Origin of the sequence: uncultured Devosia sp. (genome assembly GCF_964244875.1) — a bacterium.
Lineage (GTDB): Bacteria > Pseudomonadota > Alphaproteobacteria > Rhizobiales > Devosiaceae > Devosia.
The window spans coordinates 229,828-249,147 of record NZ_CAXTKA010000002.1 but is presented as its reverse complement, the minus strand read 5'-3'; the positions used below and the strand labels follow the sequence as shown (position 1 = coordinate 249,147).

Annotated in this window: 16 protein-coding genes; 8 read left to right on the top strand and 8 right to left on the bottom strand. The window is 63.7% G+C overall.

Annotated features, from left to right (window positions below):
• The first annotated feature begins 52 nt into the window (after positions 1 to 52).
• The gene (locus ACFE8X_RS03655) at positions 53 to 646 is read left to right on the top strand and encodes a YdcF family protein (RefSeq protein ID WP_375450095.1); all 594 of its coding nucleotides are present in this window, start codon (positions 53 to 55) and stop codon (positions 644 to 646) included.
• Between the two features lie 304 nt (positions 647 to 950).
• Here ACFE8X_RS03655 and ACFE8X_RS03650 read toward each other — a convergent pair whose 3' ends face one another.
• From ACFE8X_RS03650 to ppk2, 6 genes are all read right to left on the bottom strand, one after another.
• Positions 951 to 2,105: an iron-containing alcohol dehydrogenase gene (locus tag ACFE8X_RS03650; RefSeq protein ID WP_375450094.1), complete on the bottom strand. Its 1,155-nt coding sequence runs from the start codon at positions 2,103 to 2,105 to the stop codon at positions 951 to 953.
• Between the two features lie 142 nt (positions 2,106 to 2,247).
• On the bottom strand, positions 2,248 to 3,630 hold the full coding sequence (locus tag ACFE8X_RS03645) for an aldehyde dehydrogenase family protein (protein WP_375450093.1): 1,383 nt from the start codon (positions 3,628 to 3,630) through the stop codon (positions 2,248 to 2,250).
• Between the two features lie 127 nt (positions 3,631 to 3,757).
• A complete protein-coding gene (locus tag ACFE8X_RS03640) occupies positions 3,758 to 5,122 on the bottom strand; it encodes a glutamine synthetase family protein (RefSeq protein ID WP_375450092.1) in 1,365 nt (454 codons plus the stop codon).
• A 60-nt stretch (positions 5,123 to 5,182) separates the two neighbouring features.
• On the bottom strand, positions 5,183 to 6,694 hold the full coding sequence (locus tag ACFE8X_RS03635; protein WP_375450091.1) for an amino acid permease: 1,512 nt from the start codon (positions 6,692 to 6,694) through the stop codon (positions 5,183 to 5,185).
• A gap of 37 nt (positions 6,695 to 6,731) precedes the next feature.
• The gene (locus tag ACFE8X_RS03630) at positions 6,732 to 7,529 is read right to left on the bottom strand and encodes an N-formylglutamate amidohydrolase (protein WP_375450090.1); all 798 of its coding nucleotides are present in this window, start codon (positions 7,527 to 7,529) and stop codon (positions 6,732 to 6,734) included.
• A 133-nt stretch (positions 7,530 to 7,662) separates the two neighbouring features.
• On the bottom strand, positions 7,663 to 8,526 hold the full coding sequence (ppk2, locus tag ACFE8X_RS03625) for a polyphosphate kinase 2 (protein WP_375450089.1): 864 nt from the start codon (positions 8,524 to 8,526) through the stop codon (positions 7,663 to 7,665).
• A gap of 86 nt (positions 8,527 to 8,612) precedes the next feature.
• On the opposite strand from ppk2, the gene ACFE8X_RS03620 reads away from it, so the two are divergent.
• Positions 8,613 to 9,893 carry an ATP-binding protein gene (locus ACFE8X_RS03620; protein WP_375450088.1) on the top strand — a complete coding sequence of 427 codons (1,281 nt, stop codon included), beginning with the start codon at positions 8,613 to 8,615 and terminating at the stop codon, positions 9,891 to 9,893.
• A gap of 101 nt (positions 9,894 to 9,994) precedes the next feature.
• On the top strand, positions 9,995 to 11,134 hold the full coding sequence (locus ACFE8X_RS03615) for an alpha-D-ribose 1-methylphosphonate 5-triphosphate diphosphatase (RefSeq protein WP_375450087.1): 1,140 nt from the start codon (positions 9,995 to 9,997) through the stop codon (positions 11,132 to 11,134).
• An 81-nt stretch (positions 11,135 to 11,215) separates the two neighbouring features.
• Here ACFE8X_RS03615 and ACFE8X_RS03610 read toward each other — a convergent pair whose 3' ends face one another.
• A complete protein-coding gene (locus ACFE8X_RS03610) occupies positions 11,216 to 11,971 on the bottom strand; it encodes an SDR family NAD(P)-dependent oxidoreductase (protein WP_375450086.1) in 756 nt (251 codons plus the stop codon).
• 123 nt (positions 11,972 to 12,094) lie between these two features.
• Here ACFE8X_RS03610 and ACFE8X_RS03605 point away from each other — a divergent pair, with 123 nt between their 5' ends.
• Positions 12,095 to 12,721 (top strand): TetR/AcrR family transcriptional regulator, encoded by a 627-nt coding sequence (locus ACFE8X_RS03605; protein ID WP_375450085.1) that lies wholly within the window; start codon positions 12,095 to 12,097, stop codon positions 12,719 to 12,721.
• A gap of 60 nt (positions 12,722 to 12,781) precedes the next feature.
• On the opposite strand, the gene ACFE8X_RS03600 is transcribed toward ACFE8X_RS03605, so the two are convergent.
• Complete coding sequence (locus ACFE8X_RS03600) at positions 12,782 to 13,330, bottom strand: GcrA family cell cycle regulator (RefSeq protein ID WP_375450294.1); 549 nt, start codon at positions 13,328 to 13,330, stop codon at positions 12,782 to 12,784.
• 396 nt (positions 13,331 to 13,726) lie between these two features.
• Here ACFE8X_RS03600 and ACFE8X_RS03595 point away from each other — a divergent pair, with 396 nt between their 5' ends.
• The 4 genes from ACFE8X_RS03595 (at position 13,727) to ACFE8X_RS03580 (ending at position 19,300) form a co-directional block, all read left to right on the top strand.
• Positions 13,727 to 14,926 (top strand): aspartate aminotransferase family protein, encoded by a 1,200-nt coding sequence (locus ACFE8X_RS03595; protein WP_375450084.1) that lies wholly within the window; start codon positions 13,727 to 13,729, stop codon positions 14,924 to 14,926.
• Positions 14,927 to 15,119: 193 nt separating this feature from the next.
• Complete coding sequence (gene argF, locus ACFE8X_RS03590; protein ID WP_375450083.1) at positions 15,120 to 16,052, top strand: ornithine carbamoyltransferase; 933 nt, start codon at positions 15,120 to 15,122, stop codon at positions 16,050 to 16,052.
• Positions 16,053 to 16,224: 172 nt separating this feature from the next.
• Positions 16,225 to 17,226: an Hsp33 family molecular chaperone gene (locus ACFE8X_RS03585; RefSeq protein ID WP_375450293.1), complete on the top strand. Its 1,002-nt coding sequence runs from the start codon at positions 16,225 to 16,227 to the stop codon at positions 17,224 to 17,226.
• A gap of 211 nt (positions 17,227 to 17,437) precedes the next feature.
• Positions 17,438 to 19,300, top strand: a complete 1,863-nt coding sequence (locus ACFE8X_RS03580) for a glycosyltransferase family 2 protein (protein ID WP_375450082.1) — start codon at positions 17,438 to 17,440, stop codon at positions 19,298 to 19,300.
• The last annotated feature ends 20 nt before the right edge of the window (positions 19,301 to 19,320 follow it).

Here is a 19,320-nt window from a genome sequence, read left to right as displayed (position 1 = left end):
CGGCTCGGCGCAATAGCAGGCAGGTGTCCTTGCAATTGAGCATGCTCCGACCATGCGCCTAGCCCGCCGCATCTACCGCGCGCTCATCGCCCTGCTCGTCCTCGTCCTTGTGGTCGGCGGAGGCATGGCCGTCGACATCTGGCGCTTTGCCGGCGAAACCGCACCCGGCACGGCCGACGCGGCGCTGGTCCTGGGAGCGGCGGTAATCGGCTCCACCCCGACCCCGGTCTTGCGGGAACGCCTGCGCCATGCGGCGGATTTGCTACAGACCGGCCAGGTGCAAAAGATCGTGGTCACCGGCGGCCTGAGCCCCGAGGACGACTTGACCGAGGCAGAAGCAAGCCGTAACTGGCTGGTGGCGCAAGGCATTGCATCCGCAGATGTGCTGCTTGAAGACGCCTCGCGCACCACCATCGAAAATCTCGCCTTCGCCAAGCCGGTGCTGGCCGCGAACGCCATCGACACCGTGCTGGTCGTCAGCGATCCGCTGCACATGCGCCGCGCCGTGATGATCGCGGCCCGCTTGGGCATCATGGCCCAACCCTCCCCAACCCCCACCAGCCGCTACCAAAGCTGGCAAACCACTTTGCCGTTCCTCGCCCGCGAAGTGTGGTTCATGGGCCAGTATTTGGTTACGGGAACTTAGGACAACGGGTTGTCGCCAGGGAGCCTGTGAACTGTGCACGATCTTGCCGCTTGCACAGCGCGACCCCTCCCCCTGTCAGGGGGAGGCTGAGTGGGGGTATGGGCGCCCCGATATCCGCGCCAGTCCACCCCCACCTTGATCCTCCCCCTCGAGGGGAGGTGTCGACTATGCCATCCCGCTACCACCTCGCCCGACCAGCCGATCAGCACCAGCTCACCTCGCCCTTCCGGGGAGAGGTCGGCGCGCAGCGCCGGGTGAGGGGAACGATGCTGCATTGATGCTCGATATCGCCGCACCCAACCCCTCAAACCCACCCGTTCAGCGCTCGATCGAAAATCTCCAGCGCCCGCGCCTTGGTCAATTCCACTGGATTGCCCCCCGCCGTCGGATCGACGATCGCCATGTCCCCGATTAGATCGCGCCTGGCGTCATCCACCCCCAAGTCCCGCAGCGTGTTGGGCACGTCGAGCCGGCTGCGCAGCGCCAGCACGGCATGCTGGAACGCCTCGAAGCTGGGCGATAGCCCGAGATAGGCCGCCAGCCGCGCCATGCGCTGCTCGATGGCCGTGCGGTTGACCGCCAGCACATAGGGCATGAACACCGCATTGGTCATGCCATGATGGGTATCGTAAAGCGCTCCCACCGGATGGCTCAGTGCGTGGATGGCACCCAGCCCCTTCTGGAACGCCGTTGCCCCCATTGCCGCGGCGCTCATCATATGTCCGCGCGCCGCGATATCGTTGGGATCGCGATAGACCCTGGGCAGGTTTTCCAGCACCAGCCTGATCCCCTCGATGGCGATGCCGTCCGCCAGCGGATGGTATCCGGGCGCGCAATAGGCTTCGAGGCAGTGCGCCAGGGCATCCATGCCCGTGCCCACGGTGATGAAGGCCGGCATGCCCACGGTCAGCTCCGGATCGGCAATCACCTGCCTGGGCATCATCAGCGGATGAAAGATCACCTTCTTGGTATGCGTCGCCTCGTCGGTGATTACCCCGGCGCGCCCCACTTCCGAGCCTGTTCCCGCCGTGGTCGGCACCGCCACGATCGGCAGGATGCCCTGGGGATCGGCGCGGGTCCACCAGTCCCCGATATCCTCGAACTCCCACATCGGCCGGGTTTGGCCCGCCATGAAGGCGATGACCTTGCCGCAATCGAGCCCCGAGCCGCCGCCAAAGGCGACCACCCCGTCATAGCCGCCGGCCCGTAGCGCCGCGATGCCGGCTTCGACATTGGCCGAAATGGGGTTCGGCTTCACATCGGCAAACACGCCAACATCGATCCCGGCAGCTTTCAGCAGCGCTAGGGTGCTCTGCGTCACCGGCAGATTGACGAGCCCCGCATCGGTCACCAGCAGGGGCTTGCTGATCCCGGCCGTCTTGAGCGCCTCGGGCAATTCGGCGATGCGGCCGGGGCCAAATTTGATGGCGGTGGGGTAGTTCCAGTTGGCTTTGGTCATGTGGCCTCCGGTGGCACGCCCTCGTGGTTCAAGGCTCGTGAAGAACTCGCACCTCACCATGAGGGCTACTCGGAATCGAGCTCCCAGTAGCCCTCATGGTGAGGTGGGAGCGCAGCGACCCTCGAACCACGAGGGCGTGGCCCTAGCCGTGCTTCAAATGATAACTCTTCGGCTGGGTCAAATTAGCGTAGCCGATCTCGCTGAGCGCGCCACCCTTGCCGGTATCCTTGACCCCGGTCCACACCAGTCCCGGATCGAGATAATCACACCGATTGGCGAACACCGTGCCGGTTTCGATCCGTGTGCCGATCCGGGCCGCCGCATCCAGATCCGCAGTCCAGATCGAGGCCGTCAGCCCATAGGGGCTGTCGTTCATCAGCCCGATCGCCTCGGCGTCGTCGCCCACCTTCATGATCCCCACCACCGGCCCGAAACTCTCCTCGCGCATCACGCTCATCTGATGATTGACCTGGGTCAGCACCTCCGGCGCCAGATAGGGCGAGCCGGCCTTGTCGCGTGCGTGCGTACCATTCAAATGCCGCCTTGCCCCGTCGCGCACGGCGTCCGCCGTCTGCCCGCGCACATGATCGGCAAAACTCCCCCGCGCCATCGGTCCGACCACGGTCCCGGCGTCGAGCGGATTGCCCAGTGTCCAACCCTTGGCTGCCTCCACGAAGCGCTCGACGAACCCGTCATGGATGCGTGCATCGACATAGATGCGTTCCACCCCGCAGCAGCTCTGCCCCGAATTGAAGAACGAGCCGTCCACCAGGTTTTCTACTGCATGGTCCAGGTTGGCATCGGCGCGCACATAGGCCGGGTCCTTGCCGCCCAGTTCGAGGCCAAGCGTGGCGAATGTCCCCGCGGCGGCCTTTTCGATCCGGCGACCCCCTTCGACCGAGCCGGTGAAGTTGACGTGGTCGATCGCGCCCGAGCCGATCAGTTTCTCGGTGTCCGCGTGACCCAGCACCAGGTTCTGGAACACCCCATCTGGCAATCCGGCTTGCTGGCTCGCCTGGGCAAATCGTTCGCCCGCCAGCAGCGTCTGGCTGGCATGCTTGAGAATGATCGTATTGCCCGCCATCAGCCCTGGCACGATCGAATTGACCGCTGTCAGGAATGGATAATTCCACGGCGCAATCACCATCACCGTGCCCAGCGCCTCGCGTGTGATATAGCGCCAAAACCCTGCTTTCTCGGGCTTCTCCACCGGCACCAGGCTCGCCTGGGCAATCTCGATCATGTGCCGCGCCCGCTCCTCGACGCCGCGCTTTTCCCCGCCATACCGCACCGGCCGGCCCATTTGCCAGGCCAGTTCGGGCACGATCTCTTCATTCATCGCCAGCAGCGCATCGACGAAGTGGCCCATCATCTTGGCCCGCTCCGCCACCGTCACCTCGCCCCATCCCCGCCGTGCCGCCTTGGCCCGGCTCACCGCAGCATCGATCTCGGCCCAGCTGGCCGCCGCCCGCTCGGCATAGACGCTGCCATCGATGGGCGAGATGATTTTAACCGTCTCCGTCATGGCTTACCCTTCAATTCCACGGCGTCATTCCCGCGCAGGCGGGAATCCACTCTGTCGATGGGACTGCGTCAACAAAAGAATGGGTTCCCGCCTGCGCGGGAATGACGCGGTGTTGGTAACATTGCAATTAGCTCCGTTCGAACCCGCGCTTGAGTTCCCAATCGGTCACGCGGCGATCGTATTCGAACTGTTCCCATTCCGCCGTGTGGACATAATGGCCCACCACATCCTCGCCGAACACCTCGCGCAGCAGCACCGAGTGGCGCAGCGTTTCGGTCGCTTCGCGCAGCGTCTTGGGAATTTCGCGCAGCGTCTCGGTGATATAGGCATCGCCGACAAAAGCCGGCTCCAGCGGCAGCTTGTCCTCGATGCCCTTGATGCCGGCGGCGATCAGCGCGGCGATGGCCAGATAGGGGTTCAGATCCGCCCCGCCGATCCGGCATTCCACCCGGATGGCTTTGCTGTTCTCCCCGCACAGCCGGAAGCCGGCGGTGCGATTGTCCGAACTCCAGATCGCCTTGGTGGGCGCAAACGTGCCGGCCTGGAACCGCTTGTAGGAATTGATGTAGGGCGCCAGGAAATAGGTGATGTCGCGCGCATGGGCGATCTGCCCGGCCATGAAATGGGCCATGGTCTGGCTCATGCCGTACCTCGCGTCCGGATCGGCGAAGACCGGCCTGCCAGTCCCGTCGGCCAGCGACATGTGGATATGGCTCGACGAGCCGGCCAGGTCATAATCCCACTTGGCCATGAACGTCACCGCCTTGCCTTGCGCATAGGCGATTTCCTTGGTGGCGTTCTTGAGCACCACATGCCGGTCCGCCATGGTTAGCGCATCGGCATATTTGACGTTGATTTCTTCCTGCCCCGGCCCCCACTCGCCCTTGGAGCTCTCCACCGGAATGCCCGAAGCCTGCAGATGCTTGCGCAGCGCGCGCATCACCCCTTCCTCCTTGCTGGTCTGGAAGATGTGGTAATCCTGGATATAGTAGCCGGACGTCAGAAGGTTGCGATGGCCCTTCTCGTGTACTGTGCGGAAATCGTCGTCGAACAGGTAGAATTCCAGCTCGGTCGCGGCGTTGCAGGTATAGCCCATCGCCGCCAGCCGCTCGATCTGGCGCTTCAGAATGGCGCGCGGGCTGTGCGGAATAGGCGCGTGATGGTGGTGATCGAACAGATCGCACAGCACCAGCGCCGTGCCCTCCAGCCAGCTGGCCTTCATCAGCGTGCTCAGATCGGGCTTCAGCACGAAATCGCCGTAGCCCTTGCCCCAATTGGCAGCCTCGTAGCCGGGCACCGGCTCCATGTCGATGTCGTCGGCCAGGAGGTAATCGCAGCCATGGGTTTCGTCATGGGCGGTCTCGAGAAAGTATTCGGCCTGCAGCCGCTTGCCCATCAGCCGTCCCTGCATGTCGGGAAAGGCCACAAGGACGGTGTCGATTGTCCCGGCAGCGATGTCCGTGCGCAGCGCGTCGAGCGAATAGGCGGCCATGGTAAACTGTTCCCGGCGTTACGGAATGATGGGGCCGCGGCGCACCGCGGCCCTTATGGATCATGCCTTCTGGTGTTCCAGCGCGAATTCTTCCTCGGGCGACAGGATCAGCTTGCTGCGGCCGATCACCGCGAAATAGGCCACGCCCACTGCGCACCACAGCACCACCCAGATCACGCCCTTGAAGAAATTGGGGTCCTGCATCTGGTAGCCCAGCGTAACCGCTGCGATAACGATGGTGACCACCGCTCCGCCAATCCCGAGCGGGCTTTTGAACGGCCGCTCGATCTGGGGCTGGTTGCGCCGCAGCAGGATGAAGCTGAGCGCCTGCATGATGTAGCTCAGCATCGCCCCGAACACCGCCATGTTGAGCAGCACCGTGCCGATGATGTCATCGCCAAGCTGGGTTTCCCCCGTGCCGCCCCCGCCATTGGCGAACCAGATGATCAGCATCACCGCCAGCCCCACCAGCGCCCCGGTGACCATGGCCACGTGCGGCGTCTTGTATTTGGGATGGGTGACTGACAATCCCGAAGGGAAATACCCCGCCCGGCTGAGCGAGAAGATTTGCCGCCCCTGCGCATAAAGAATGGTGTGGAACGAGGCGATCAGCCCCGTCAGCGCCACGATGCCCAGGACCACGGCGCCGCTATCGCCGTAAATGGCGCGAAATCCGTCCAGCAGCGGCTCCAGCGACGTGCCCAGCGCAAACGATCCGATCCCCGCGACGGATGGGTTGAGCAGCACGATCATGAAGGCCGAAACCAGCAGCGTGCCAAACCCTAGGATGATGCCGCGCGGCATGTCGCGCTTTGGATCGACCGATTCTTCGGCCGCCAGCGGCAATTGCTCGATGGCCAGAAACAGCCACACCGCAAAGGGCAACGTCGCCAGGACCCCGGAAAACCCGAACGGGAACCACGATCCATTGCCCTCGGGCAATTCCACCGGCTTGCCATCCGGTCCCGCCCCGATGTTGAGCGCCCAGCGCCCGAAATCCATGTGGGTGATGGCGCTGATCCAGAACACCACCAGCACCGCCAGCGAAATGAGCGTGACCACCAGCGTCACCTTGAACGACAGCGCCACCCCATAGATGTTGAGCGCGAGGAATATGGCATAGAATACGATCCATAAAATCGGGTACAGCGCCGGATCGATCCCGGTGATCGAGCCGAAATAGCCCGAAATGAAGGTGACGATGACCGCCGGCGTCAGCACGTATTCGACGTTCTCGAACAGCCCGGTGACGAACCCGCCCCAGGGACCCATCGAGGTGCGGGCAAACGAATACGCCGCTCCCGTATGGGGCAGGGCAGGGCTCATCTCGGCGATCGAGAACACCAGCCCCAGATACATCACGCCAATGATGGCGCCGGCCACCAGCATGCCGCCCCAGCCACCGGTCATGAAGCCGAAGTTCCAGCCCGAGAAATGCCCCGAGATCACGGCGCCGACCCCCAGCGCCCAGAGCTGCCAGATCCCCGCATAGCGGGTCAGTCCGCGTTTTTCGAAATAATCCTTGTCGCGCGTCGCATAGGCAACGCTGCCCATTCTTTTGCTGTCCGTCATCGTCCAAGCCCCTGTGTTGCGTCCCCAATCTGCTCGTCTAGCCTGCCGCCGCCCGGTTCTGCGCCGCATGCGCTTGTGTCAGGCAGCGGGCCAGCCGGTTCGCCCAGAGGGCAACCCCGGCCGGTTCGAGAATTTCGTCATTGCGCAATTCGATCATCGTGGCGTCCAGCCCGCGCCTGTCGCCATGGCGCTCCAGCGTCAGCGTCACCCCATTGAGCGCCGCATAGGGCTGGTTCCAACCGACATTGAGCTCCGGCGCGTCGTTTTTGAGCGCGTCCAGCAGCGCCCGCGTATAGCCGGTGTCCCGACCATGGATCAGCCCGATCGGCCAGGGACGCGGCACGCCTAGGTAAACCGGGGTAAAGGAGTGCATGCACACCAGCACCGTGCGCAGCCCCGCACTGGCGCGCTGCTCCAGCAGCGACTCGATCGCCTCATGGAAGGGTGCGTGATAATCCTTGATCCGCCGCGCCCGCTCCTCGGCGCTCACCCCGATATTGGCAGCGATCACGCTGTCTTCTGACAGGGTGCGGATCAGTTCGGGCGAGTCTGTTTCGCGATTGCAATCGATGATCAGGCGCGACACGGTCGAATGTACCAGCGGCGCATCGAGCAGTTCGACCAGGCGCTGGCATACCGACAGGGCACCCGGGTCCCAGGCGATATGCATCAGTCTTTGGCTCAGAGACAGCCCCAGATCGCCATAGCGTTCCGGCATGCGGTTGGACGCATGGTCGCATACCACAACGAAGGGCGAGCGCCCCTGCCCATTGATGGTGATTGCCGGCGGCAGCTGGCTCGCCTCGAGGCGAGTGTCTGCGCGTTCGTCAAACATGGTGTGCCCCAGCCGGATCGTTTATCCGGATTCCCCATCTTCAGCGCCGGCCCTCACCGGCATGCGAAAGATTAATGACAGATGAAAGTGTTTTGCCACAACTGTCAAAGGGCACTGTGGATAATCGGCGCCGCTATGCCGCGTCCACCCCGTCCAGCGCCAGGAAAGCCTCGGCACTCAAGCGGATTTGCGGATCGATTTTGCCGATACCGTCTGCATCCTTGCCCGAATAACTGAGCCGGTCCAGCACCGTGCGGATCACGTTGAGCCGGCCGCGCCGCTTGTCGTTGGCGCGAATGATGGTCCAATGGGCATGCTTGTGGTCGGTCCGCTTGAGCATCTCGTCGCGTGCCTGGGAATAGGCATTCCATTTGCCCAGTGCCTCCAGGTCGACCGGCGACAGTTTCCACACCTTGAGCGGGTCATGCCGCCGGTCATGGAAGCGCTTGAGCTGCATTTCGCGCCCGATCGACAGCCAGAACTTGAACAGATGGATGCCGTCATTGGTGATGCGCTTCTCGAATTCGGGCGCTTCGTCCAGGAAATGCTCGGTCTGCTCGGGCGTACAAAACCCCATCACGCGCTCGACGCCGGCCCGGTTGTACCAGGAGCGGTCGAACAACACCGTCTCTCCAGCCGCGGGAAACCAGTCGATATAGCGCTGGAAGTACCATTGCGTGCTTTCCCGGTCATTGGGCTTGGGCAGCGCGGCGATCAGGTTGAACCGGGGATTGAGGTTTTCCAGATAGGTCTTGATGGTCCCGCCCTTGCCGGCGGCGTCGCGCCCCTCGAATACCAGCATCACCCGTTCGCCGGTTTTGGCCAGATGGGCCTGCAGCAGCACCAATTGCTTTTGCAGCTCCAGCATTTCGGCTTCGTAAACCCCCCAATCCAGCTTATCCTCGTAAGGATAGCCCCCCGAAGCCATGGCCTTCTTCTTGATCGCCTTGGGCAGCTTGGGGTTTTCGATATCGAAGTCGTCGAACGGATCGCTCACCTGTCTCTCCCTTGTCGCATTCAACGTGCTATGAAGACCGACGATGTGCAAGTGGCGCCCGCCGCTTTGGTTTGTTTACGGTCTTCATGGTCGATCGCAGTTTCTCCCCGCGCGGCCGTCCCGCCGTGAGCGCCCTCAGCCGCCTGGCAAGCCACGCCACGCTCTTGGCCGTGCTCGCGGGTATTTTGATCGCGCTGGTCTTGTCGGCATCCCTGGCCTGGCCCCATGCCGCGCTGGCGTTTGCCGCCATGGCGCTGGTGGCAAGCCTGCTGCCGGGCACCGAAATCCGGATCGAGACCATGGTGCCGGTCGCCAGCGGGCCCGGCGATGGCACTCAGTTCGTTGCCGCCTTTGCCGACGCCCTGACCGATCCCTGCCTGCTGCTGGACCGGCGCGCCGTGGTGATCCATGCCAATATGGCGGCGACGCGCAAGTTTCCTAACGTCATCCCGGGCAATCCCGTCACCTTCGTGCTGCGCAATCCCGACCTGGTCCAGGCCATCGACGGCGCCGGCCGGGGCGGGGCAGTGCGCACGTTCGAACTGCATGAAACGCTGCCGTCCGAAACCTGGGACAAGGTCGTCGTCGCGCCCCTGCGGCGGCCCGATACCGAATGGTTCGAGGATGAGGATCGCCTGCTGATCGTCACCTTCCAGAGCCTGACCGAACTCAAGCGCGTCGATGCCATGCGCACCGATTTCATCGCCAATGCCAGCCATGAATTGCGTACTCCTCTGGCCTCCCTGCTGGGCTTTATCGATACCCTTTTGGGGCCGGCGTCGAGGGACGCGGCAGCGCGCGAAAAGTTTCTCGTCATCATGCGCGGTCAGGCCGAACGCATGAGCAAGTTGATCGATGATCTCTTGAGCCTCTCGCGCATCGAGATGCACCAGCATATCCGCCCCACCGGCAGCATCGATATCGCCGCGCTGCTGCGCGAGGTGCGCGAGGGCCTGCAGACCCAGGCACGCACCGCCAATGTCGAGATCGTCATGAGCCTGCCCGAAGGCGCGGCGACCACCACCGGGGACCGCAACCAGCTCTATGAAGTGTTCGAAAACCTGATCGACAACGCGGTCAAGTACGGCGCCAACGGCAAAACCGTGGAAGTGGCGCTGTCCCCCGCCGGGCGGCCGGGCTATCAGCATCTGGTCAGCGTCACCGATCATGGCCCGGGTGTCGAGCCCGAACATGTGCCACGCCTGACCGAACGGTTCTACCGCATCGATGCCGATACCAGCCGCAAGAAAAAGGGCACCGGCCTGGGCCTTGCCATCGTCAAGCACATCGTGCATCGCCATCGCGGCCAGCTCGTCATCAAGAGCAAGCCTGGCGAGGGCATGCGCGTCGACGTCCTGCTGCCGTGACCTGGCTTTGACCGGACCGCGCCTAAAGCTGCGGCTTTGTCATTGCCCCGTCACGATCGCGTCCTAATCGCGCTTCTCCCATCAGATAGGCACAATCATCGATGCGACAGACACTGAGCAATGCCAGGATCGTGCTGGCTGATCGCACCATCACCGGCTCGGTCGCCATCGAGGATCAAACCATCTTGGCCGTCGGCCCCGAGGCCGGCACCGACCATGGCATCGACTGCGACGGCGATTTCCTTGTGCCCGGCATCATCGACCTGCATACCGACAATATCGAGCATCACCTGCACCCGCGCCCGGCAGTCCGCTGGCCCTCGTCCTTGGCGGCGGTACTGGCTCACGATTGGCAGGTGCTCGGCGCCGGCATCACCACGGTGCTGGATTCGCTGTCCATCGGCGACTACGACAGCAAGGGCCAGCGCGGCGCCATGCTGGACGCCGCCATCGATGCCATCAGTCAGGCCAAGGCCGATGGCCTCCTTCACAGCGATCATTATTTCCATTTCCGCTGCGAGCTGTCCGATGCGGCCCTGCTCGACCTGGTGCCGCGCCACATGGACAATCCCGCGCTGCGCCTGGTCAGCCTGATGGATCACACCCCGGGGCAGGGGCAGTGGCACGATGTCAACATCTACCGCGAATATCGGCGCAAGAAGAGCGGCTATGTCTGGAGCGATGCCGAATGGGACGGCTATATTGCCGGCCGCCAGGCCATGCAGGCGCTGCATGTGACGCCCTCGCGCGCCTGGATTGCCGACGCAGCCAAGGCTCGTGCCACTCCCATGGCCAGCCATGACGACACCACGCCCGACGATGTCGAGCGCGCCCACGCCGACGCCATCGCCATCAGCGAATTCCCCACCACCCCGCAAGCGGCCCGGCGGGCGCGCGACTTGGGCATGAGCATCGTCATGGGCGCGCCCAATGTCGTGCTGGGCGGCTCTCATTCCGGCAATGTCAGCGCTCTGGCGCTGGCCGATGACGGCTTGCTCGATATCCTGACCTCGGACTATGTCCCGGCCAGCATGCTGCACGCCGCCTTCGTCCTGGCCCAGCGCGGTCTCGAACTGCATGACGCCATCGCCATGATCAGCGCCCGTCCGGCCGCGATCCTGGGATTTGCCGACCGCGGGCAAATCGCGCCCGGTCTGCGCGCCGATTTGCTGCGGGTAGGCGTGCTCGATGGCCTGCCGGTGATCAAGGGCATCTGGGTGGCGGGCCGCAAGTTCATGTGACATGCCGGGGGCGCACCGACGCTGCCCCAGGTCGAAGCCACGCCCGAGGCTGTCAAGCCATGGCGCCTGCGGCCTCGTTGCTCACCACGGAATCGTCGAATTGTTCCAGCCCGTGAAGGTGCCGGTCGCACCATCGGGACCAAGCAGGCAGACGCGCACGACTTCGCGCGAGCCGTCCTCGACCGACTCGGTGCCCGCGTAATTGTTGAGCGCCGTGCTGGTGAAACCGGGCGAAACCAGGTTGACCTTGATGCCTGTGCCTTCGAGTTCGATCATCATGGCCAGCGTCATGGCATTGAGCGCCGTCTTGGAGGCGGCGTAGCCGGGGCCGAAGATCGAGCGATAGGGGAAGGCCGGATCGGCGTTCCGCGTCAGCGAGCCGACCCCGCTCGACACATTGACGATGCGGGCAGCGACGCCCTGCTGCAGCAGCGGCAGCATGGCCTGATACACGGCCAGCACGCCAAACACATTGGTGTCCCAGATGGCGCGGACTTCTTGGAGCGAGGCATTGCTGGCGCGGCTGTTATTGCTGAATTCGGCAAGCTCGAAGTCGCCATTGCGGGTATTGGAAATGCCGGCATTGTTGACCAGCAGGTCGAGGCGGCCGAACTCGGCGCGGATGCGTTCGGCGGCGGCGGCGATGGAGGCTGCATCGGTCACATCGATCTGGATCGCAACAGCGCCTGCCCCGATGTCCTTGGCGGCCGCTTCGCCTTTTTCAGCACTGCGCGAGCCGAGCAGCACGGTGACGCCATTGGCGACAAGTTCCTTGGCGAGCTGCAGGCCGATGCCCTGATTTGCCCCGGTGACAAGGGCGATGCGGTTATCAGTCATGGTCGTTTCCTTTTTGACGTGCATTGTGGTCAATGGCGCCGCTTCGCGCTAAAACACAAAACGGAACAACATTCCGTCTTTATATGGAACATTGTTCCGTTTTGACAAGTGGAAACTTTTGCAATGAGCATGGACGTGCCTTCAAAAGGCGAGAGTGCGCTACGCGAGCCCGGCAAATCCAGGGCTCCGCGCGCCGATGCACAACGCAATCTTGACGCTTTGCTCAAGGCGGCAATGGCAGTGTTCATGAGTTCCGGCGTCGATGCGCCGGTGCGCGAGATTGCGGAAAAGGCCGGCGTTGGCGTCGCCACGCTCTATCGGCATTTCCCGCAACGTATGGATCTGGTGGTGGCAGTGTTCCGCAACGAGATCGATGCCTGCGCCGATGCTGCACCGGTGCTTGCCCGGGCCCATCCGCCCGGCGAGGCCCTGGGGCTATGGATGCAGCGCTATGTGGATTTCATCAACACCAAACGCGGGCTTGCCGCGGCGCTCCACTCGGGCAACCCGGTGTTCGAACCCCTGCCGGCCTATTTTTCCCAACGGCTACGCCCGGCGCTGCAAACCCTGCTCGATGCTGCCGCCGCCGCTGGCGAAATTCGCGGCGATACCGATCCGGATGATCTGCTTGAAGCTGTCGGCGGGCTCAGCCGATCCGCCCCCAATGGCGAGCTTGGCCAGGCGCGCCGCATGGTGGCGCTGCTGGTCGATGGATTGCGCTATGGGGCGGGCACTGGCGCCAAATTATGATGCCGCGAGCGCACCAAACGAAAAGGGCGCCCCGCGGGGCGCCCTGGTCGGGAGAAAGGATCAGCGCCGCTTGCGGTCGACCTGGTGATAGGCCTTGCGGGCATGGAATTCGCAATAGGGGCCGGTGTCCTGCGCGTGGCCGCCGCAGAAGTAGAAATCCTTGGCCAGCGGGTCGCCGATCGGCCATTTGCAAGTGGCTTCGGTCAATTGCAACAGGCTGAGCCGCTTGTCTTCGGGGATAAACATTTCCTGGCTGGCCGGCGCGACATAAAGCTGGGTCTCGACCTCGGGACTGGCCGCCAGGGCGGTAGCGCCCATGGTCTGCGGCCGGCTGTTCATGCTGGCGCGAACCTTGTTCATCCCCGCCATGGCATTGCCGATGCTCGAGGCCGGGCTCGAGACCCGGCGCGGCGCGGGGCGCACGGCCGGACGCGTGCGCGGGGCCGCATTGGTGGGCTTGGCCCGGGTTGAAAGCTTGAGCCGATGCACCTTGCCGATCACCGCATTGCGCGTCACTCCATCGCCGAGTTCGCCCGCGATCTGGCTGGCGCTGAGGCCGTCCATCCAGAGCTTCTTGAGAAGTTCGACGCGCTCGTCGGTCCAGCCCAGCGGCTGCGCTCCTGAAACCATCGTCAAAGTAGAATCCTTCATTGTGCTCCCAGAAAGGCCTGGTCGCCAATTATCTCTATCCATCGTATGTTGAGCGGGTCCGCCACACGAGATGTCGTGTCCCCAACGTTTTCCATAGTACGCCATGGGGTGAATCGGGATCAAGAGTCCGGGCCCACTTTCCCCGGAAAAACGAGTGCTTAACGTTGCGTAAAGAAAGCTTGAGTCAATTCAGTCACTTGGGCGGCAAACATTGACTTTGAAAGCAAAAATGGCCTATGTGAAGGGCAAACGCGCTGCAAAAACCGGCGCGTTTTTGATTTTTTCGGGGTCGTTTTTCAATTCGGCCCCGCCTCTGTGACTTCCGTGTAACACCAGCCATCAGGACCGCTCGCCATGTCTGCGCTCTACAGCACCTATGCCCGCTCCGACCTCGCCTTTGAGCGGGGCGAGGGCATGCGACTGTACGACCAGAACGATGTCGCCTATCTCGATTTCCAGTCCGGCATTGCAGTCAACGCGCTGGGCTATGGCGATGCCCATGTCGTGGCCGCGCTCAAGGCGGCGGCTGACAAGGTGTGGCACACCTCCAATGTCTTCACCATTCCCGAGCAGGAACGGCTGGGCCAGCGCCTGGTCGATGCGACCTTTGCCGAAAAGGTGTTTTTCACCAATTCGGGCGCCGAAGCGCTCGAATGTGCCATCAAGACGGCGCGCCATTATTTCTACGCCAAGGGCGAGACCGACCGCTACGAAATCATCGCCTTTACCGGCTCGTTCCATGGCCGCACGCTGGGCACCATCGCCGCCGGCGGCAATCCGAGCTATCTCGAAGGCTTCGGCCCACCCATGCCCGGCTTCAAGCACACTGCGCCTGGCGATCTGGCCGCGGTCGAGGCGCTGATCACGTCGCAGACCTGCGCCATTCTGATCGAAACCGTGCAGGGCGAGGGCGGTGTCACCGCCATGACGCCCGAATTCATGCAAGGCCTGCGCCGGCTCTGCGACGAGCACGACATGCTCTTGGTCCTTGACGAAGTGCAATGCGGCTACGGCCGGACCGGGCGCTTCTTTGCCTTCGAGTGGAGCGGCATCGTCCCCGATATCGTGGCCGTCGCCAAGGCCATCGGCGGCGGCTTCCCGCTCGGCGCCTGCCTCGCCAAGGGCGATGTGGCCGCCTCCATGGTGCCCGGCACCCACGGCTCCACCTATGGCGGCAATCCGCTGGCGACCGCCGTCGGCAACGCCGTGCTCGACCGCATCCTGGCCCCCGGCTTCATCGACAATGTCAACCAGATGGGGCAAAGGCTGGCCTGGCAGCTCCAGCAACTGGCCCAGAAATATCCCGAACACGTGCTCGAACTGCGCGGCAAGGGCCTGCTGGCCGGCATCAAGATCACCCCGCCGGTGCGCGATTTCGTCGCCCGGCTGCGCGCCGATCACCAATTGCTGGCCATCGGCGCGGGCGACAACGTGCTGCGCCTGATTCCTCCCCTGATCGTCACCGAAGCCGATATCGAGGAGGCCATGGCCAAGCTCGCCGCCGCCTTCGATGCCATCGAGGCCGAGGCGGCCTCGGTTCCGGCCGTGGATTGATCGCGATGTGTGGTGACCATCCTGAGCGCCGACGACGCGGCCTGTTCCCTCCCCCCTGAGGGGAAGAACAGGATAGGGAAAGCGTGCTCATGAGCCAGGCTTTGAGCGCTCTCCCCCGGCCCCTCTCCTTGCGAGAGGGGAAGTCGTTCGGCGCCAGCCGGCAAATTCCACGCGTCACAAAGGACCCCGGCCCATGACCACGACCGGCACACCCAGGCATTTTCTATCGATCGATGATTTCACCTATGGCGAACTGCGCGGCATGCTTGACACTGCCGTCTCGCTCAAGGGGCGCATGAAGGACGGGGACCGGCCCCAATTGCTCAAGGACAAGGTCCTGGCCATGATCTTCGACAAGCAATCCACCCGCACCCGCGTCAGCTTCGATGTCGGCATGCGCCAGCTCGGCGGCGAGACCATCATGTTGTCCGGCCAGGAAATGCAGCTGAGCCGCGAGGAAACCCTGTCCGACACCGCCAAGGTGCTCAGCCGCTATGTCGATGCCATCATGATCCGCATCCTGTCCCATGCCGACCTCATCGAATTGTCCGACGCGGCCACCGTGCCGGTGATCAATGGGCTGACCCGCCGCGCCCATCCCTGCCAGATCATGGCCGATCTGATGACCTTCGAGGAGCATCGGGGCAACATCAAGGGCGCCAGGGTCGCCTGGGTCGGCGACAGCAACAACGTGCTGCACTCCTGGGTCAACGCGGCCGAACTGTTCGAATGCCACCTGACGGTCGCGACGCCCGAGGAATACAGCCCCGAAAAGGACCTGATGGACGACATTCGCCGCGCTGGCGCCTACGTCACCCTGATCGAGGACCCGCGCGAGGCCGTCCGCGGCGCCGATCTGGTCATCACTGACACGTGGGTGTCGATGGGCGATGTCGATGTCGCCGAACGCCGCCGGGTCTTGAAACCCTATCAGGTCGATACCAGTTTGATGGCCTTGGCGGACAAGAACGCTCTTTTCATGCACGACCTGCCCGCCCATCGCGGCGACGAGGTGACCGACGAAGTTATCGACGGCCCACAATCGGTGGTGTTTGACGAAGCCGAAAACCGCCTTCACGCCCAAAAGGCCATTTTGTGCTGGGCCTTCGGCATCGAGACCAATTGAGAACGGACTGCCGGCTTTAACCGTTTTTTGTTCTCCCGCGCCGTTATCCCCTCGCCGGCGGGACCCTGTTCTGGGTTCCCGCTTGCACGGGATTGCTGGCGAGGATTGGATCGACGCTGAGCGGCTCGGCCTGCCAAAAGAAACCGAAATCATGACGACGGACGCGACCGCCATGCCTGACACTGTGATGAATTCCCTTGGCCTCGACCGCCCCGAGGCCGGCGACGATACTGTGGTGCCGTTCACGCTCGATAAACTCGATACCCGTGGCCGCTCGGTGCGGCTGGGCACCGCTTTGGATACTATTCTGAGCCGCCACAATTACCCCACCCCCGTCGCTCGCCTCCTGGGCGAAGCCGTGGTGCTCGCCGCCCTGATCGGCACGTCATTGAAGTTCGACGGCCGCTTCATCATGCAGACCCATACCGATGGCCCCGTCAACCTGATCGTCGTCGATTTCGATGCGCCCGACGGGCTGCGCGGCTATGCGCGGTTTGACCACGACGCTCTGGTCAAGGCCGCCGAGTCAGGGCGCACCGCCCCCGGTGAGCTGCTGGGCCATGGCCATCTGGCCATGACCATCGATCAGGGCGCCGATATGGAGCGCTACCAGGGCATCGTCGCGCTCGAGGGGGAATCGCTCGAGGACGTCGCCCATACCTATTTCATGCAGTCCGAACAGATCCCCACCATGGTCCGGCTGGCGGTCGCCGAATTCCAGCAAAAGGGCGATCACCGCCCCCATTGGCGCGCCGGGGGCCTGCTGATCCAGCATCTGCCCGAGCACGGTCAGGCAGTGATGGCCGACCTGCCCGGCGATGGCGATTTTTCCAATCCGCACGCCGTCGATCCCGATTTCGTCGAGCCCGATGGCTGGACCGAAGCCAAGACCTTGGTGGCAACCCTGGAAGATCTCGAACTCGCCGATCCCGACCTGTCGTCCGAGCGGCTGTTGTTCCGCCTCTATCACGAAACGGGCGTCCGGGTGTTCACCCCCGCGGCGCTGGTCGAGCGCTGCACCTGCTCGCCCGATCGTATCGAGGCCATGCTTGCCACCAGCTTCGGCGCTGAAGATCGCGCGGAAATGGCCGTCGATGGCCAGATCGAAGTCGTCTGCGAATTCTGCTCGACCGCCTACCACTTCAACCCCCATCAATTCGACGCCAAGCACTGACCTGAGGACCTGAAAACGGGAGCGCCGGTGGCGATCCTTATTGGATAAATCCGTTCTGACAGGCACTTGCGCACTTGTACGTGAACGTACAATATGCCCTCCAATCCAATGGCGGGGCAGCGCCAGTGATCGTCTTTCCACCGTCGCACCATGCGCGAGCAGCGCGCATGACCATTCCGCCTTGGGCAAATTCCGGTACGGGACGCTAGCGGTGTCCGACGCGCTCGACCTGATCGTCGCCGTGAGCGGCACCACCGGATTGGGCGCCAGGCAGATTCTCGAAGCGGCCTTGGAGCGCGAAGTTGATCCGCTTCATTATTGCGCCGCCACCTTGGGTTTGGGCCAGGCAATAGTGATGGAACGCGCAGCCGCTTGGGCCGGCTTCGCGTTTTATGAGGTGGTGCCGCGCGGCCTGACCGGCCAGGCCGCTCCCGTTCGGCTGGAAGAGCTCGCCAATGCTCGCGTGCTTGCCATGCGTCTGCTCGATCGCGACGTCTTGTTCTCGGCGCCCAATTATCTCGAAATCCTGGCGCTCGCGGCCCGCCTGCGCCAGCGACCGCAACTGCACCACCGCCTCTGCTTCGTGCCCGAAAATGCGCTGCGCGATTATCTGGTCCGCGCCAGCGCCACCGCCCTGATCGATGGCTCGCGCCAGTCGCTGGCGCGGCGCTGGCCCTTCGCCACTGCCCAGTTGGAGCTGACGCGGCCGGCACGCATCAGCTTCGTCGCGGGCTTGATCCTGCTGTTCGTCCTGGTGCTGCTGGAGCCGTTCGCCGGCCAGCTCTGGCTCCTGCCGCTGACCGTGCTGGCTCTGGTGGCGCCCGCTGCCCTGCGCATGGCGGCGGTATGGCGCTGGCTGCGGCGAACGCCGCCAAAACCGGCACCGCTGCGCCCCGACGATGCCGAACTGCCGGTCTATTCCGTGCTGATCCCGCTGCGGGACGAGGCCCATATGGTGCCCCAGCTTCACGCCGCCATGTGCGCTCTCGATTATCCGCCCGAAAAACTCGACATCAAGTTCGTCGTGGAGGACCGCTCGCAGGCCACCCTGGAGGCGGCCGGTCAATGGCCGCAAGATCCCCGCTTTTCCCTCGTCGCCGTGCCCGATGCGGCCCCGCGCACCAAGCCCAAGGCGCTCGACTATGCACTGCCTCTGTGCCGTGGCGATCACGTCGTGGTGTTCGACGCCGAAGACATCCCCGATCCCGATCAGCTCTGGCGCGCGGCGCTGGCCTTCCGCGATGCGCCGGACATACACTGCCTGCAGGCCGAACTGGTGATCGAGAATGGCGGCGAAAATTGGCTGACCAGCCTGTTCGCCGGCGAATATGCTGGCCTGTTCGGCATTCAATTGCCGGCTCTGGCGGCCTGGCGCTTGCCATTGCCCCTGGGCGGCACCTCCAACCACTTTCGCATCCAAGCCCTGCGTGACCTTGGTGGCTGGGACGCCTTCAACGTGACCGAGGATGCCGATATCGGCATGCGGCTGGCGCGCCTGCGCCATCGCACGGCCGTGCTGGCCTCCCGCACACGGGAAGATGCCCCGATAAAATTGCGCGTCTGGATGGGCCAGCGCACCCGCTGGATGAAGGGTTGGATGCAGACCTTCATCGTCCATAACCGCAATCCCCGCCTGCTGCTGCGGCAAATGGGATTGGTTCCGATGCTGGTGTTCGAGGTCACCGTGCTCAGCATGATCGTCTCGCCTCTGCTGCACGCTGCCTTGCTGGCGCTGATGCTGGGGCAGTTGGCGCTCGGTATTCCCCTATTCGCCGGCGCGGGCGCGGCTTGGCTGACCCTGCACATCGCCATGCTCATGCTGGGCTACGCCACCGCCCTGGCGGTGACGATCGCCGGCTTGTGCCGGCAGCGCCGCTATCGCCTGCTGCTGGCCCAACTGGCCTTGCCGCTATATTGGCTATTGGCGGGCATGGCGACCTTGCGCGCGCTGTACCAGTTGATCGATCGCCCGTTTTATTGGGCCAAGACGGAGCATCGGGTCAGCCGCACCAATCCGGCCGTGCCCAAACCACAGGTGTTCCCTGTCGTCGAAGCTGCCAAGGCGGCGCAATAGCGCCATTCACGTGCTGGGGA